This window comes from Kitasatospora sp. NPDC015121, assembly GCF_055562955.1.
This window is the reverse complement of sequence record NZ_JBVHEH010000016.1, coordinates 73,442-87,252: the sequence shown is the minus strand read 5'-3', so window position 1 is coordinate 87,252 and position 13,811 is coordinate 73,442. Positions and strand designations below refer to the sequence as shown.

Here is a 13,811-nt window from a genome sequence, read left to right as displayed (position 1 = left end):
CGACCGCGGTCCGCCGTCAGCCTATTCCACCGGTACGACACCTTCGGGCGAACCCGCGTGCCCGCGCTGGAACCCGATCGGCCCCGTGGGCAATCCTGAGGGGGCGACGTCAGGAACCGGCGCGAACGGGGCGGCCACCCCGGAGCGTCACATTCGCACCAGTTAGCAGGGAGACCACCGTGTCCCGTATTCGCGCAGCCGCCGTCGTCACCGCCCTCGGGGCGTTCCTCCTGGCGGGCGTCGGCACCGCCGCCGCCGACAACGGCGCCGGCGCCGACCACTCCTCCACCAGCAGCGTGGTCGGCAACATCGGCTCCTCCAACGTCGTCGGCCCGGTGCACGGCAACGCCAACGGCACCCAGCAGACCGCCACCGGCTCCGGCGCGAGCAACCAGAACAACACCCTCGGCGTGGCCGGCGACTCCGGCGGCGTCGGCGCCCTCCAGTCGAACGCGAACTTCGCGCACACCGTGTACTACCCGTTCGTCCTGTACTAGGCCGGGCGCGCGACGACCGCGAACGCACCGCGAGGCCGCGACGGGCTCCCCGTCGCGGCCTCGCCGCCGTCCCCGCCGTCCGCCCGCTCGGCCCGGTGCCGCTCAGCCCAGCGCGGCGGCCGCGTACGCCGCCACCGCCGCCGGGCCGTTCGCGCCGCCGCGGGCGGTGTCGATCGCGACCGCGATCATCGCGTGCACCCGGACCCGGGTCTCGGCCGCCGACTCGCCCCCCACCGCCGCGATTCCGACCCACGCGCGGACGAACTCGCGGCGGAACTCGGCCGCCGCCCGGTGCCCGCCGGGGGCCAGCCGCCCGGTCTCGGAGAGCATCGCGCCCAGGTAGTCGCGCTCCCGCCAGGCGAAGTCGGCGAAGGCCGCCACCGCCGGGTCCGTCCCGGCCGCGAGGACGGGCAGCACCTCCGCGCGCAGCCGGTCCCGGCCGCGTTCGAGGACCGCCGCGAGCAGCCCGGCCTTCGTCCCGAAGTGCTTGTAGACGCTGGGCCCGGCGATGCCGACGGCGGCCCCCAGCTGCTCCATCGAGACGTTGTCGAAGCCCCGCCGGTGGAACAGCCGGGTCGCCGCCGTCACCAGCTCGTCCCGCCGCCCCGCCCCGATCGGCCCGGCCGCCCCGACCGGCCGGGCCGCCGCCGCCGCTGCCGCTGCCGCTGCCGCCGGGAACGCGGATTCGTCCACCGCCAGCAGCCGTTCGCGCATGCCGAGCAGCAGTTCCAGGCTCCGCCGCCGGGGCGGCGCCGCGCCGTGGTGGCTCAGGCTGCCGTAGCCGGAGAGCACCGCCCACCAGGCCGGTTCGCGCGCCCCGCCCGCGGCCTCCCGGACGGCCGCGCGCAGCCTGCGCCGCAGCACGGCCCGCTGCCCGGGCGGCAGCAGCCGCCCGTCGCGCTGCCAGAGCATGCCGAACTCGCGGCGTTCCAGCGCGAGTTCGGCGAGTTCGCGGGGATCTTCGGCGGCCAGTGCGGCGCACAGCGCGTCCAGCCCCGACTCGACGACGCGCAGCAGCAGTTCGGGCTTGCCGCGGAAGTGCCGGTAGAGCGCGGGAGCGGTGATGCCGACCTCGGCGGCGAGCTCGGCCATCGAGACCCGGTGGTAGCCGTCGCGGTGGAAGCGCCCGGCCGCGACGTCCAGGATCCGGGCCCGCCGCCCGGGCGGCCGGCGCACCACAGGGCGCTGCTCCACCACCGCGCTCCCCTCCCCCCGGCCACCCCGTGCCAGGCTAGCAACGGTTCACTTAACCCCCGCCGACGCCCGCCCGCAAGCCCTGGACACCGGAAGCTACCGGCGATTAACTTGACTGCGCGATCAGCCGCCGCCGAAGGGAGCGCACCGTGCGCCGCACCGTGTACAACGAGGACCACGAGGCGTTCCGGGAGACCATCCGGGACTTCATCGCCAACGAGGTCGTCCCGGTCTACGAGAGCTGGGAGGAGGCCGGCCACCCGCCGCGCGACTTCTACCGCAAGCTCGGCGAGCTCGGCGTCTACGGCATCGAGGTCCCCGAGGAGTACGGCGGCGCGGGCGAGACCGGCTTCAAGTACCAGGCGGTGATCTACGAGGAGACCGCCCGCGCGGGCGTCACCTTCGGCTCCTCGGGCGTGCACACCGGCCTGGTGCTGCCCTACCTGATGGAGTACGCCACCGAGGAGCAGAAGCGGCGCTGGCTGCCGGGCTTCGTCTCGGGCGACATCATGACCGCGATCGCGATGACCGAGCCGGGCGCGGGCTCCGACCTCGCGGGCATCGCCACCACCGCGAAGCTCTCCGCCGACGGCACCCACTACGTCCTCAACGGCGCCAAGACCTTCATCACCGGCGGCGTGCTCGCCGACCTGGTCCTGGTGGTCTGCCGCACCGCCCCCTACGACCCGGCGGACCGCCGGGCCGGCCTGTCCATCCTGTGCGTGGACACCGCCTCCGAGGGCTACGCGGTCGGCCGCAAGCTGCAGAAGATCGGCCTGCGCACCTCGGACACCGCCGAGCTGTCCTTCACCGACGTCAAGGTGCCGGTGGAGAACCTGCTCGGCGAGGAGGGCAGGGCCTTCTCGTACCTGACCCACAACCTGGTGCAGGAGCGGCTGGCGATCGCCGTCGGCGCGTACGCCTCGGCCGCCGCGGCCGTGCGGTTCGCGGTGGCGTACGTCAAGGAGCGCAAGGTGTTCGGCAAGGCCGTCGCCGAGTTCCAGAACACCAAGTTCTCGCTGGCCGACTGCCAGGCCCAGGTGCTCGCCCAGCAGGCGATGGTCGACCAGGCGCTGGAGCTCTACCAGCACGGCGAGCTGACGGTGGCGGACGCCGCCGCGGCCAAGCTGTTCTGCACCGAGTCGGCCTCCGAGGTGATCGACAAGTGCCTCCAGCTGCACGGCGGTTACGGCTACATCCTGGAGTACCCGATCGCCCGCCTCTACACCGACAACCGGGTGTTCCGGATCTACGGCGGCACCAGCGAGGTCATGCGGACGATCATCGCCAAGTCGCTCGGCCTGTGACCGCCGGCCGCCGGTCGCCGGTTGAGCGCTGAGCACTGAGCACGACGGAGGCGGGCGCCCCCACCGGGCGCCCGCCTCCGTACCGTTCCGCCGCCGTCCCCGCCGGTCAGTTGGCGTTGGCGCGCCAGGCCTCCCGTCCGGCCGCCGAGGCGGCCTTGGCCTGCTGGAAGGCGCGCTGCGCGAGCTCGGCGGGCTGGGTCTCCAGGGACTGGATCCACCCCCGGCCCGCGTTCGCCAGGGCCGCGCAGACCAGGACCGTGCCGGTCAGTCCGACGACGGCGCCGAGCCCGGTGAGGGCCGCGCCGGCGGTGAGCATGCCGCGGTTCACCTGGAAACCGCCGAAGGTGATGCTGTGATTGGTCGCCATGGGGCCACCCTCGGCCCACCCGCGCGGGCGCGCACGCCGAGCGGCCCACTCCTTGACCCCTACGCGTGAACCCGGCGCGCGACACGCCGGACGGCGGCCTAGGTTCGTCCGAGGGGCCCGGTCGGCGGCCCCGGTGGCGCGGGGGGTCCGACGGAGGAGAACGCGATGACCGAGCAGTCCGCCCGGATCGACCTGAACGCCCTGGCCGAGGAGCACGCCGCGAAGGCCGCCGCCAGCCCGCACGGCCGCAGCGCCCACCTCCTGCTGCACGACGGCGTCCTGCGGCAGACCGTGATCGCCCTGCGGGCCGGCGCGGTGCTGGACGAGCACAACGCCCCGGTCGCCGCCAGCCTGCAGGTGCTGCGCGGCCGGGTGGCGCTGACCGTCGAGGGCCGTCGCCAGGAGGCCGGCCCGGGCGAGCTGCACACCGTCCCGCAGGAGCGGCACGGCCTGCTCGCCCACACCGACGCGGTGGTGCTGCTCACCGCCGTCACCGCCTGACGCCTGACGCCCGGCCTCCGGGGCGCTCGGCCCGTCGGCCCGTCAACCCCGTCGGCCCATCAGCCCGCCAGCACGTCGCCGGAGACCAGCGACAGCCCGCGCAGGAACTCCTCTCCGCCCGGCGCCAGGGCCGGGTCGATCAGCCACTGGGCCGCCTGGCCGAGCAGCAGCGACTGGTAGAAGACGCCCCGGGCCAGTTCGTCCGGGGTGTCCTCCGCCTCGGTCTTGCCCTGGAACAGCGCGGCCAGGCCGAGCCGGCCCGCCTTCTGCGCGGCGGCCAGCCGCTCGGACAGGCCCGGCAGGTGGGCGAGCTGCCCGAGCAGCTCGAACTGCACCGTCCACAGGCCCCGGTGGGTGGTGAAGCTGTCGCGCACCGCGTCCCAGGCCCGGACGAAGCGCTCGCGCGGGTCGTCGACGTCCGCGGCGGAGGCCAGGGCCGCGCCGATCGAATCGCCCCACTCCCCCATCGCCTGCACCAGGGCCTGCACCAGCAGGGCGTCCTTGGAGCCGTAGTGGTAGCCGATCGCGGCCAGGCTGACGCCCGCGCCGGAGGCGATGTCCCGGGCGGTGGTGCGCCCGTAGCCCTTCTCTTGCAGGCAGCGGGCGGCACTGGCCAGCAGGTCCTCGCGATTTCCCATGGCGCCGATGCTAGCCGCGCTCCAGACGCTTGTCTTGCTCGAACGTCTTGGACGAATGATTTAGACGCTTGTACTAGACAGGTGTGCAAGACGCTCGTACAGTCATCGTCATGACCACCGACCGCCGTGCCTGGCTGGGCCTCGCCCTCCTGCTGCTTCCGACCCTCGTCCTCGCCATGGACATGGGCGTGCTGTTCTTCGCCGTCCCCTTCATCGCCACCGACCTGCACCCCAGCGGCACCCAGCAGCTGTGGATCATGGACATGTACTCGTTCCTGCTGGCCGGACTGCTGATCCCGATGGGCGCGCTGGGCGACCGGATCGGCCGGCGCAAGCTGCTGATCGGCGGCACCGCCGCCTTCGCCGCCGCCTCGCTGGTCGCCGCCTGGTCGGACGGGGCGGACCGGCTGATCGCCGCCCGGGCCCTGCTCGGCGTCGCGGGGGCGGTCTTCGGGCCCTCCACGCTGGCCCTGATCCGCAACATGTTCCCCGACCCCAAGCGGCGGCAGGCCGCGATCGGCGCCTGGAGCGGCGTCATGATGGCCGGTGCCACCCTCGGGCCGGTGATCGGCGGGCTGCTGCTGAACCACTTCTGGTGGGGCTCGGCCTTCCTGATCGCCGTCCCGGTGATGCTGCTGGTGATGGTCGCCGCGCCGTTCCTGCTCCCCGAGTACCGCGCCCCGCGGCAGGGCCGCTTCGACCTGCTCGGCGCCGCGCTCTCGATCGCCACCGTGCTGCCCGTCGTCTACGGCATCAAGACCCTCGCAGTGGACGGCTGGAGCCCGCGCCCCGCGCTGGTGCTGGCCGCCGGGCTGCTGGTCGGCGGCGCGCTGGTCGCCCGGCTGCGGACGGCCGCGCACCCGCTGGTCGACACCACCCTGTTCCGGATCCGCACCTACACCGGGGCGATCACCGTCAACACCATCGCGATGTTCGCGATGATGGGCTTCACCCTCTTCACCTCCCAGTACCTGCAGCTGGTCAAGGGCTACAGCCCGCTCGCCGCCTCGCTCTGGGCCCTGCTGCCCAGCGTCGGCGTCGGCGCGGCGGTCGGCGGGTTCGGCGCGCTGGCCGGCCGGGTGCGGCCCGCCGTGCTGCTGGTCACCGGGTTCCTGGCGGGCGCCGCCGGGTTCGTCGCGATGGCCCTGGTCACGCCCGGCTCCTCGCTCGCCCTCCCGCTGGTCGCCGCCGGCGTGATCGCGGCCGGCTCGGTCGGCACCGTCAGCGTCACCGGCGAGATGGTGCTCTCCGCCGCCCCCGCCGACCGGGCCGGCGCGGCCGGCGCCACCGCCGAGACCGCCCAGGAGCTCGGCGCCTCGCTCGGCATCGCCGTCCTCGGCGCGGCCGGCGCGGCGATCTACCGGGCCCGGATGGACGGCGCCGCCCCCGAGGCCGCCCGCGACACCCTCGGCGGGGCCGTCACCACCGCCGCCCACCTCCCCGCCGACGCCGCCGCCCAGCTGCTGACCACCGCCCGCGCCGCCTTCGCCGACGGCATGCAGGTCGCCGCGGTGGTCGGCGTGGTGGTGATGCTCGGCGCCGCGCTGGCCGCCCACCTGCTGATGCGGCACCTGCCGGTGCCGGGCGCGGCGGAGGCGCCGCGGGAGGAGGCGGCCGAGACGGCGGAGGCAGCCGAGGCGCTGACCGCGTAGACCCGGGGCCCGGCGGGACGGCGGGACGGTCGGGGAGGCGGCGGGAGGCGGCGGGACCGCCCCCGTCGCCTCCCGCCGCGCGTGCGGGGCGCACCCGCCCGGCCTAGGGTCGCCGTATGGCGGAGGAGCCCGGGGAGCCGGAGGAGGACGAGCGGCCGGACGAGCTGGACTACCGGTTCACCCTCGCGAACGAGCGGACGTTCCTGGCCTGGATCAGGACGGCGCTGGCGCTGCTGGCGGGCGCGGTGGGGCTGGACCAGCTGGCGCCGGACCTGGCGCCGGTGCCGGTGCGGGTGACGCTCGCGGTGCTGCTGGCGGCGGGCGGGGCGGGGCTCGGGGCGGCGGCGTACCACCGCTGGACGCGGGTGGAGCGGGCGATGCGGGCGGGCGGCCCGCTGCCGGCGACCCGGATCATGCTGGTGCTGACGGTGTGCGTGGCGGTCGCGGCGGCGGTGTTCTCGGTGCTGATCGTCGGCTGGTCGCGTTGACCGCCGCCCCGCGCGACCCGGGCCTGCAGCCGGAGCGGACCCTGCTGGCGTGGAGCCGCACCGCGCTGGTGCTGGCCGTCGACGCGCTGCTGGTGCTGCGGACCGGCTGCGTCCGCCGGCTGCCCGGACTGGCCGCGCTGGGCGGGGTGTTGGCGCTGTCGGCGGTGGGCCTGTACCTGCACGGGATGCGGCGGCGGAGTGCGGTGGAACACAGTCCGCGCCTCCCGGCCGACCGCTGGTGGCTGCGCGGGCTGACCGCCGCGGTGGTGCTGGCGGCCGTCGGGACCGCCTGGTCGGTGCTGGTGAACCGGGGTGGCTGAGGCGTCCGGGCCCCGGGCGGCGGCCCTCCAGGTGGTACAGACCACATGACTGGGATCACCTGTTTTTCGACCGCTGTTTGCCGACGGGTGTATACGTTCGCCGACCGGGCCAGGCATACTGGCCGGGTCGGGCGTTGTGTCCGGCTCCGACGTCACAGCGAGAACCTCCACGAAAGGACCGGTGGTCAGGGATGTTCCGTAACGGTCTTGAGCCCTGGCACCTCATCATCGTTCTGGTGGTGCTGGTCCTGCTGTTCGGCTCGAAGAAGCTGCCCGAGATGGCCCGTGGCCTCGGCAAGTCGATGCGCATCCTGAAGGCCGAGACCAAGGCCCTGCGCGAGGACGACGCCCCCGCCGAGGCGCAGAACGGCACCGCCGCCTCGCAGGCCGAGCAGCCGCGCCAGGCGGTCGAGCCGACCAACGTGACCAAGGCCGCCGAGCCCACCAAGTCGACCACGGCCTGACGTCCGGCCGCCCGGCCGACCCCGTCCCGCCGTACCGGAGCCCCCGGACCGTCACCCCGACGGACCGGGGGCTCCGGCGTGTCGGCTCGCCCGGGTGGCCGCCCCTTTCGTCCCGTTGTCTCCTGGTACCCACCTGACGGCGGATCACAGGGAGGCACCGGATGGCGGCGGACCCGTCGGACGAGCGGGAGCTCGCGGAGCTGCGCGAGCGGATCGCCCTCCTGGAGCGGCGGGAGGAGCGGGGGCCCGCCCGGCGGGAGCACCACCGGGTGCGGTCCTTCTTCGCGGTGCTGCTGATCGTGCTGGCCTCGGTGCTGACCCCGCTCGGGGTGGTCGCCGCGTGGAGCAGGTCGCAGGTCACCGACACCGACCGGTTCGTGTCGACGATGGCGCCGCTGGCGTCCGACCCGTCGGTGCAGAACGCGCTGACCGACCGGGTGACCGGCGCGGTGATGGAGCAGCTGCCGATCACCGCCCTGCTGAACGAGGTCGCCCCCGCCGACCGGCCGCTGCTGGACGCCGCGCTGGGCAGGGTCGGCCCGGCGCTGACCAGCGGGCTGACCGGCTTCGTCCACGACCAGGTGCTGCGGTTCGTCCAGTCGGACGCCTTCGCCACGGTCTGGACGGGCGTGCTGCGCAACGCGCACGCGGCGTTCGACAAGGTGCTGACCGGGCAGGGCGGCGGGGCCGTGCGGGTCGAGGGCGACACCGTCAGCCTCGACCTGGGGCCGGTGGTCGCGGCGGTGAAGGACCGGCTGGTGGCCGACGGCCTCGGTCTCGCCTCGAAGATCCCCGAGGTGCACACCGACTACACGCTGGTGCAGTCGGAGTCGGTGCGGAAGGCACAGACCGGGCTGCGGCTGCTCGACCTGGCCGGGTTCTGGGTGCCGGTGCTGGCGCTGCTCTGCGCGGTCGGCGGGATCGCGCTGGCGGTGCGCCGCCGCCGGGCCACCGTCGGCGCGGCGCTCGGGATGGCCGCCGGCGCCGGGGTGCTGGGCATCGGGCTGACCGTGTTCCGGGCGCTCTACCTGGACAAGCTGCCCGCCGACGTCGACCAGGCCGCCGCGATGGCGGTGTACGACACCCTCGTGCGCTACCTGCGGGCCGCGGTCCGGATGCTGCTGGCGCTGGGCGTGGTGGTCGCGCTGGCCGCCTGGCTGACCGGCCCGGGCCGCCGGGCCGGCTGGGTGCGGCACCTGTGGGGGTCCGGCCTGGGGGCGGTGCGGCAGGCCGCCGAGGGCATCGGCCTGCGGCTCGGCCCGGTCGGCCCGTTCGTGCACCGCTGGAAGGCCTGGCTCGGCTGGGGCGCGGTCGCCGTCGCCGCCGTGGTGGTGCTGACCTGGAGCTACCCGACCGTCGCGGTGGTGCTGTGGACGGCGCTGGTGCTGCTGCTCGTCCTGGCCCTGCTGGAGTTCCTGGACGCGCCGCGCACCGGGGCCCCCTCGGACGGCGGGGCCGCACCGGCGTGAGGGAGCTGATCCGGACCTACGTGGGCCTGCTGGCGGGCCCGGTGCTGCTGATGGTGCTGTACTTCACCCTCCCGACCGGCTGGTTCGGGCCGCGCCACCCGGTGGTCAGCTGGACGGCGTTCGGCGTGCTGCTGACCGTGCTCGGGGTGGGGCTGCTGCGCGAGGTGCGGATGCAGGTGCTCGGGCAGTCCCGGCACCCGGTGCCGCGGATCCTGATCCTGCTGTGCAGCGCGCTGGTGGTGTTCGCCAGCGCCTACCTGGCGATGTCCCGGGAGCCGGGCGAGCTGGAGGGGCTGTCCACCAAGATCGACGCGCTGTACTTCACGGTGATCACCATGGCGACCGTCGGGTACGGCGACATCCACCCGGCCGGGCAGGCCGCCCGAGTCGTGGTGATGCTCCAACTCCTGTACACCGTGGTGTTCCTGACCACCGGGGTGACCGCGCTGACCCGGCAGGTGAAGACCCGCGCGGTGAAGCGGGCCCGGCACGAGGGCTGAGCGGGTCAGTCCTCCTGCTGGACCGCCTGGGCGTGCACGGCGGTGGTCAGGGCGGCGAGCCGGGCCTGCCAGCCGATCAGGGTCGCGGCGTCGACGGCCTTGCGGCGCTGGAGGTCGCGGACCAGCTTCTGGGCGTCCTTGAGGCCGTCCTCGGCGTCGGCGGGCTGCCGGTCGTTGACCGCCTGGGTGGCCCGGTCCAGCAGCCGGGTCAGGTCGTCCTGCTTGTCCCGCTCCTTGCTGAACGGGGTCTGCGCGACCTCGCCGCGCAGCTGGATCAGCTGGGTGACCACGGCACCGCCCTTGAGGGTGGCGGAGGGCTTGGGCGAGGCGCTGGGCTTCGCGCTCGCGGACGGGGACGGGGAGGGGGACGGCGAGGCGGTCGGGGTCGCGGGGGCGGCCGAGGTCGGGGCGGGGGCGGGCGCGGCCTTCGGGGCCGGGTCGCCGCCGCCGAGCGAGAACGCGGCGATGCCCGCCACGCAGGCGATCACGGCCGCGCCGACGCCCGCGTACACCAGCGGGTTGCGGCCGCGCCGGGGCTCGGGCTCCTCGTCCTGGTAGCGGTCCCGGTGGTCGGCCCGGGGCAGCAACGGGGCCTGCACCGGCGGCAGCACCGAGGTGCGCTGCTGCTCGGTCCAGGGCTGCCGCGACGGCGGCGGGGGCGGCGGCGCGGCCGGAAAGGCGGTGGCCGGGACGGGCGGCAGCACCTGGGTGGCGGCGCCGAGCAGTTCGGCGGTGCGGTCGACCGGGGCGGCCGGGACGGCGGCGAGCAGCTCGGCGGCGGCCGAGGGCGCGTCGGCGGGGCGTTCGGCCGGGTGCTTGGCGAGCAGCCGCAGGATCGCGGCGTCCAGCGCGGGCGGCACGTCGGGCCGGTGGGCGGACACCGCGACCGGGTACTCGGTGACGTGCTTGAAGGTCACCGCGACGGGCGTGTCGGCGGTGAACGGCGGCGTGCCGGCCAGCATCTCGTACAGCACGCAGCCGACCGCGTACAGGTCGGCGCGGCCGTCGACCGGGGCGGCGGTGGCCTGTTCCGGGGAGAGGTAGGCGGCGGTGCCCAGCACCGTGGCGGTCTGGGTGAGCTGCTGGCCGGAGGAGGAGCCGGCCCGGGCGATGCCGAAGTCGACGACCTTCACCCCGCCGTCCTGGGTGATCATCACGTTGCCGGGCTTGATGTCGCGGTGCACCAGCCCCTGGGCGTGCGCGGCGGCCAGCGCGTCCAGCACGGCGGCGGCGACGCCGACGGCGCGCTCCACCGGCAGCACGCCCTGGTCGGCGAGCACCCGGCCCAGGGTCGCGCCGTGCACCAGCTCCATCACCAGGTACGGGGAGCCCTGGTCGACGCCGGAGTCGAAGACGGTGACGATCCGCGGGTGGGAGAGCAGCGCCGCCGACCGGGCCTCGCGGGCGAACCGCTCGGCGAACCGGGGGTCGTCGGCCAGGCCGCCGTTGAGCACCTTGACCGCCACCGGGCGGCCCAGCTGGTGGTCCAGGGCGCGGTAGACGGTGGCCATGCCGCCGACCCCGAGGATCTCCCCGAGTTCGTAGCGCCCGTTCAGCGCGCGTCCGATCATCGGATACTCCTCTCAACCCCGGGCGGGCACCCGTGAACCATAGCGGGCCGCTGCCACCGGACTTCAGGGGCGCTGGACGAGCAGGACGGCGGCCAGCGCCGCGAGGGCGGCGGCCAGCAGCGCCCGGGGGAGGCCCCGGGGGGCGCGGCGGGCCCGGCGGACGGCGCGACGGGCGGCGCGGGCGGCGGCGGGCGTGGTGCGGGGGAAGGTCATCGTGGTCAACTCCGGTTCGCCGGGGCCTGGAGGGAGCCGTAGCGCTGCATCCGCTGCCAGCGCAGCCGGTTGCCGGCCAGCGCCGTCCACACCGACTGGATCACCACCAGGTACATCAACTGACGGTAGACCACCTGCTGGAGCGGCAGCGTCCACAGCGGGCCCGGCCGTTCGCCGTCCAGGCGGAACGCGTAGCAGGCCGACAGCGCCTGCAGCGCCACCTGGCCCGCCGGGCCCTGCGGAGTGGCGTCGGCGACGATCTCCGCGACGCCCGGGCGCCGCCGGTCCTCGCTGTCCAGGGTGGTCAGCACGGTCGGGCGACCGGCCCGCCCGGCCTGCCGGACGGCCTGCCAGTCGGCCTGAGCGAAGGTGCGCAGGCCCAGCCGGTGGCCCTCGGCAAGGGTCCGGCGGGCCGGCTCGGGGTGGTCGGCGCCCCGGGTGCCGACCACGAAGAAGGTGGCGTGCACCCCCTGCCGCTTGAGGACGTCCGGGACCTTCGGCGTCCGGACCGGGTCCGGCCCGTCGTCGATGGTCAGCGCGACTGCGCCCGGGGCGGCCGGGTCGGCGTCCCGCGCCGCGAGCGGGGTTTCGGTCACCGTGGCTCCAGGGGTGCGGGCGGGTCGGGCCCCGGACGGACGGTGGACCCGGGGGAGTTCAGCCGTCCGTCCGGAGCGGGTTCCCCGACCGGCTGCGGACCCGGGGGAGTCTTCTGCCGGTCGGAGCCGTTCCCGGACGGGCGGGGGCCCGGGGGAGCCCGCCGCCCGTCCGGAGGTCCGGTCCGGGCGGGCGACGGGTACAGGGGCCCGCCGGCCGCCCGGAGGCGGTGCCCGGTCGGACGCGGAGCCCGGGGGAGCCCGTCGTCCGACCGGAGTTCGGTGTCAGTCCTGGTCGCCGCCCCCGTCCGACCGCCTGGACTGCTGGCTGTCGCCGCGCCCGGTCCTCCCAGGCGTCGGCGTCGAGGCGGAGGGCACGGCCGGCTGGCTCGGGCCCGCCGACGGCCGGCCGCGGCCGGCCGCGTCGGACGGCTCCCCGCCGCGGGCGGCGAGCAGCGCGCAGAAACCGGTCACCCGCTCCGCGCCGCCGGCCTGCCGGAGCAGTTCGGCGAGCGCCGGGTCGGCGGCCGCGTCCCTGGGCTTGCCGCCGGCCGCGACCCGCCCGGCGAAGCCCTCGCACAGCCGCACCAGGTCGGGCACGCCCGCCGGGTCGGTGGCGGGGGCGCCGGACGTCCTGGCCGGGCCGCCGCTCGGACGGCCGCCGGACGGGGTCGCGGTCGCGGACGGCCGGCCGGTGCGGTCGGCCGGGGGGCTCGCGGACGGGGTGGCGGGCACCGGGTCGGACGGTGCGGGCGCGGCGCTGGTGGCCGCCGGGGTCGGGGCGGGGCCGCCCAGCACCTCCGGCAGCCGGCCGGTGCCGGCCGCGACCGCGACGCCGCCCACGGCGGTGACGCCCAGCGCGACGGCCACGGCCTTCGCGCTGAGGGCACGCGCGAGCGCGGTGTCCGCCATCTTTCGTCTCCGGTGCTGCTGGGGGGTGGGCCGGCGACGAGCCTCCCGGAACGCGGCCAGGGCCCCCTCCTCACCGGGCAGCGGGCCGTCGCCGGCCGCCTCGCTCGTCGCAGCGGCGGCGAGCAGGGCGGCGAGCTCCGGCCGTCCTGGCGCGGACCGCTGCCCGGTGGAGGGGTCCTGACCGGCCTCCGGGTCGACCGTGACGCCGCCGAGCAGTCGCTCGGCGGTGGCGCGATCGATCCGGCGGGATCGGTTGGTGCTCATCTCATGTCCTTAAGCGTCGGCACCTGCGCCGGTGTCACACCCTGCGCGGAAATTTTTCCCCCCGACCTCCGCCGGGGTACCCCGGCGGCCGCTCCCCCGCTCTGCTCCAGCACCTTGGCCAGCCGTTTCAGCCCCCGGTGGGCGGCCATCCGGACACTGCCGGAGCGCTTGCCGAGCACCTTCGCCGCGCTCTCCGCGTCCAGGCCGAGCACCACCCGCAGCAGCACCGCCTCGGCCTGGTCGGGCGGCAGTCCGGCGATCAGCGCGAGCGCGTCGGAGGTGGCGACGGTGGTCATCGCCTGGCCCGCGGTGTCCTCGGCGGCGGCCAGCTCGGCCAGGTACTCCACCGGCAGGTCGGCGACCGGGCGGCGGCGCATCCGGCGCAGGTGGTCCATCGCCCGGTTGCGGGCGACCGTCGCGGCCCAGCCGCGGAAGGCGTCCGCGTCGCCGCGGAAGCCCGGCAGGTCGCGGGCGATCTGCAGCCAGGCCTCGGAGGCGATGTCCTCGGCGTCCTCGGCCCGCCCGCCGACCAGGACCCGCAGGTAGCGCAGCAGCCCCGGCTGGACGGCCCGGAACAGGACCCGGAACGCCTCCTCGTCACCGTCCTGGGCCGCGCGGACGGCGGCGGCGAGATCGGCCCGCCGGGCGGGCGGTCGATCCGGTGCGTACGGACGGCCGACCCGGTCCCCGGCGTCCGCCCCCTGGTGTTCAGCTCTGTGCACCCGCCCCATCATGCGCCATCCGGGGGAACGCTCCCACCGCCGGGGCGGTGCCCGACCGGTGGCGGACCGGTGTCCGTTCCGTGTGGACCGACACCCGCCCGCCCCCGCCCTGCGGCCCGGGCCGCAGGGCCCGGAGCGG

At 75.9% G+C, this 13,811-nt stretch carries 17 protein-coding genes; 9 read left to right on the top strand and 8 right to left on the bottom strand.

Annotated elements, in window-relative coordinates; genetic code table 11:
- Positions 1-179 precede the first annotated feature (179 nt).
- Positions 180-497: a hypothetical protein gene (locus ACZ3J7_RS24560; RefSeq protein ID WP_465624729.1), complete on the top strand. Its 318-nt coding sequence runs from the start codon at positions 180-182 to the stop codon at positions 495-497.
- Between the two features lie 102 nt (positions 498-599).
- Here the strand turns inward: ACZ3J7_RS24560 and ACZ3J7_RS24555 are convergent, their stop codons facing one another.
- Positions 600-1,691, bottom strand: coding sequence for a TetR/AcrR family transcriptional regulator (locus tag ACZ3J7_RS24555; RefSeq protein ID WP_465624727.1), 1,092 nt, complete (start codon positions 1,689-1,691; stop codon positions 600-602).
- Between the two features lie 149 nt (positions 1,692-1,840).
- On the opposite strand from ACZ3J7_RS24555, the gene ACZ3J7_RS24550 reads away from it, so the two are divergent.
- Positions 1,841-2,998 carry an acyl-CoA dehydrogenase family protein gene (locus ACZ3J7_RS24550; RefSeq protein ID WP_465624725.1) on the top strand — a complete coding sequence of 386 codons (1,158 nt, stop codon included), beginning with the start codon at positions 1,841-1,843 and terminating at the stop codon, positions 2,996-2,998.
- A 106-nt stretch (positions 2,999-3,104) separates the two neighbouring features.
- Here the strand turns inward: ACZ3J7_RS24550 and ACZ3J7_RS24545 are convergent, their stop codons facing one another.
- Positions 3,105-3,365, bottom strand: coding sequence for a hypothetical protein (locus ACZ3J7_RS24545; protein ID WP_465624723.1), 261 nt, complete (start codon positions 3,363-3,365; stop codon positions 3,105-3,107).
- 165 nt (positions 3,366-3,530) lie between these two features.
- On the opposite strand from ACZ3J7_RS24545, the gene ACZ3J7_RS24540 reads away from it, so the two are divergent.
- Complete coding sequence (locus ACZ3J7_RS24540; protein ID WP_465624721.1) at positions 3,531-3,866, top strand: cupin domain-containing protein; 336 nt, start codon at positions 3,531-3,533, stop codon at positions 3,864-3,866.
- A 59-nt stretch (positions 3,867-3,925) separates the two neighbouring features.
- On the opposite strand, the gene ACZ3J7_RS24535 is transcribed toward ACZ3J7_RS24540, so the two are convergent.
- Positions 3,926-4,504: a TetR/AcrR family transcriptional regulator gene (locus tag ACZ3J7_RS24535; protein ID WP_465624719.1), complete on the bottom strand. Its 579-nt coding sequence runs from the start codon at positions 4,502-4,504 to the stop codon at positions 3,926-3,928.
- Between the two features lie 110 nt (positions 4,505-4,614).
- Here ACZ3J7_RS24535 and ACZ3J7_RS24530 point away from each other — a divergent pair, with 110 nt between their 5' ends.
- The 6 genes from ACZ3J7_RS24530 to ACZ3J7_RS24505 all read left to right on the top strand — a co-directional run bounded on the left by ACZ3J7_RS24530 (position 4,615) and on the right by ACZ3J7_RS24505 (position 9,397).
- Positions 4,615-6,156: an MFS transporter gene (locus ACZ3J7_RS24530; protein ID WP_465624717.1), complete on the top strand. Its 1,542-nt coding sequence runs from the start codon at positions 4,615-4,617 to the stop codon at positions 6,154-6,156.
- 116 nt (positions 6,157-6,272) lie between these two features.
- A complete protein-coding gene (locus tag ACZ3J7_RS24525) occupies positions 6,273-6,644 on the top strand; it encodes a YidH family protein (RefSeq protein WP_465624715.1) in 372 nt (123 codons plus the stop codon).
- Complete coding sequence (locus ACZ3J7_RS24520) at positions 6,641-6,964, top strand: DUF202 domain-containing protein (protein WP_465624713.1); 324 nt, start codon at positions 6,641-6,643, stop codon at positions 6,962-6,964. The genes ACZ3J7_RS24525 and ACZ3J7_RS24520 overlap by 4 nt, the downstream gene beginning before the upstream one ends.
- Positions 6,965-7,155: 191 nt before the next feature.
- The gene (gene tatA / locus ACZ3J7_RS24515) at positions 7,156-7,428 is read left to right on the top strand and encodes a Sec-independent protein translocase subunit TatA (protein WP_465624711.1); all 273 of its coding nucleotides are present in this window, start codon (positions 7,156-7,158) and stop codon (positions 7,426-7,428) included.
- Between the two features lie 161 nt (positions 7,429-7,589).
- Positions 7,590-8,897 carry a hypothetical protein gene (locus tag ACZ3J7_RS24510; protein ID WP_465624709.1) on the top strand — a complete coding sequence of 436 codons (1,308 nt, stop codon included), beginning with the start codon at positions 7,590-7,592 and terminating at the stop codon, positions 8,895-8,897.
- Positions 8,894-9,397, top strand: a complete 504-nt coding sequence (locus ACZ3J7_RS24505) for a potassium channel family protein (protein WP_465624707.1) — start codon at positions 8,894-8,896, stop codon at positions 9,395-9,397. Before ACZ3J7_RS24510 ends, ACZ3J7_RS24505 begins: the two co-directional genes overlap by 4 nt.
- A gap of 5 nt (positions 9,398-9,402) precedes the next feature.
- Here the strand turns inward: ACZ3J7_RS24505 and ACZ3J7_RS24500 are convergent, their stop codons facing one another.
- From ACZ3J7_RS24500 to ACZ3J7_RS24480, 5 genes are all read right to left on the bottom strand, one after another.
- Positions 9,403-10,968, bottom strand: a complete 1,566-nt coding sequence (locus ACZ3J7_RS24500; protein ID WP_465624705.1) for a protein kinase domain-containing protein — start codon at positions 10,966-10,968, stop codon at positions 9,403-9,405.
- A 63-nt stretch (positions 10,969-11,031) separates the two neighbouring features.
- Positions 11,032-11,181, bottom strand: coding sequence for a hypothetical protein (locus ACZ3J7_RS24495; protein ID WP_465624703.1), 150 nt, complete (start codon positions 11,179-11,181; stop codon positions 11,032-11,034).
- 5 nt (positions 11,182-11,186) lie between these two features.
- Complete coding sequence (locus ACZ3J7_RS24490) at positions 11,187-11,777, bottom strand: polysaccharide deacetylase family protein (RefSeq protein WP_465624701.1); 591 nt, start codon at positions 11,775-11,777, stop codon at positions 11,187-11,189.
- Positions 11,778-12,059: 282 nt separating this feature from the next.
- On the bottom strand, positions 12,060-12,950 hold the full coding sequence (locus ACZ3J7_RS24485) for a hypothetical protein (RefSeq protein WP_465624699.1): 891 nt from the start codon (positions 12,948-12,950) through the stop codon (positions 12,060-12,062).
- Positions 12,947-13,681 (bottom strand): RNA polymerase sigma factor, encoded by a 735-nt coding sequence (locus ACZ3J7_RS24480; RefSeq protein WP_465624945.1) that lies wholly within the window; start codon positions 13,679-13,681, stop codon positions 12,947-12,949. The genes ACZ3J7_RS24485 and ACZ3J7_RS24480 overlap by 4 nt, the downstream gene beginning before the upstream one ends.
- Positions 13,682-13,811 lie beyond the last annotated feature (130 nt).

Excerpts from the sequence above, each read along its gene's own strand:
- ACZ3J7_RS24530 (WP_465624717.1), top strand. The coding sequence starts at position 4,615 with ATGACCACCGACCGCCGTGCCTGGCTGGGCCTCGCCCTCCTGCTGCTT.
- tatA (WP_465624711.1), top strand. The coding sequence starts at position 7,156 with ATGTTCCGTAACGGTCTTGAGCCCTGGCACCTCATCATCGTTCTGGTG.
- ACZ3J7_RS24540 (WP_465624721.1), top strand. The coding sequence starts at position 3,531 with ATGACCGAGCAGTCCGCCCGGATCGACCTGAACGCCCTGGCCGAGGAG.
- ACZ3J7_RS24485 (WP_465624699.1), bottom strand. The coding sequence starts at position 12,950 with ATGAGCACCAACCGATCCCGCCGGATCGATCGCGCCACCGCCGAGCGA.
- ACZ3J7_RS24500 (WP_465624705.1), bottom strand. The coding sequence starts at position 10,968 with ATGATCGGACGCGCGCTGAACGGGCGCTACGAACTCGGGGAGATCCTC.
- ACZ3J7_RS24545 (WP_465624723.1), bottom strand. The coding sequence starts at position 3,365 with ATGGCGACCAATCACAGCATCACCTTCGGCGGTTTCCAGGTGAACCGC.
- ACZ3J7_RS24525 (WP_465624715.1), top strand. The coding sequence starts at position 6,273 with ATGGCGGAGGAGCCCGGGGAGCCGGAGGAGGACGAGCGGCCGGACGAG.
- ACZ3J7_RS24495 (WP_465624703.1), bottom strand. The coding sequence starts at position 11,181 with ATGACCTTCCCCCGCACCACGCCCGCCGCCGCCCGCGCCGCCCGTCGC.
- ACZ3J7_RS24535 (WP_465624719.1), bottom strand. The coding sequence starts at position 4,504 with ATGGGAAATCGCGAGGACCTGCTGGCCAGTGCCGCCCGCTGCCTGCAA.
- ACZ3J7_RS24510 (WP_465624709.1), top strand. The coding sequence starts at position 7,590 with ATGGCGGCGGACCCGTCGGACGAGCGGGAGCTCGCGGAGCTGCGCGAG.
- ACZ3J7_RS24480 (WP_465624945.1), bottom strand. The coding sequence starts at position 13,681 with ATGGGGCGGGTGCACAGAGCTGAACACCAGGGGGCGGACGCCGGGGAC.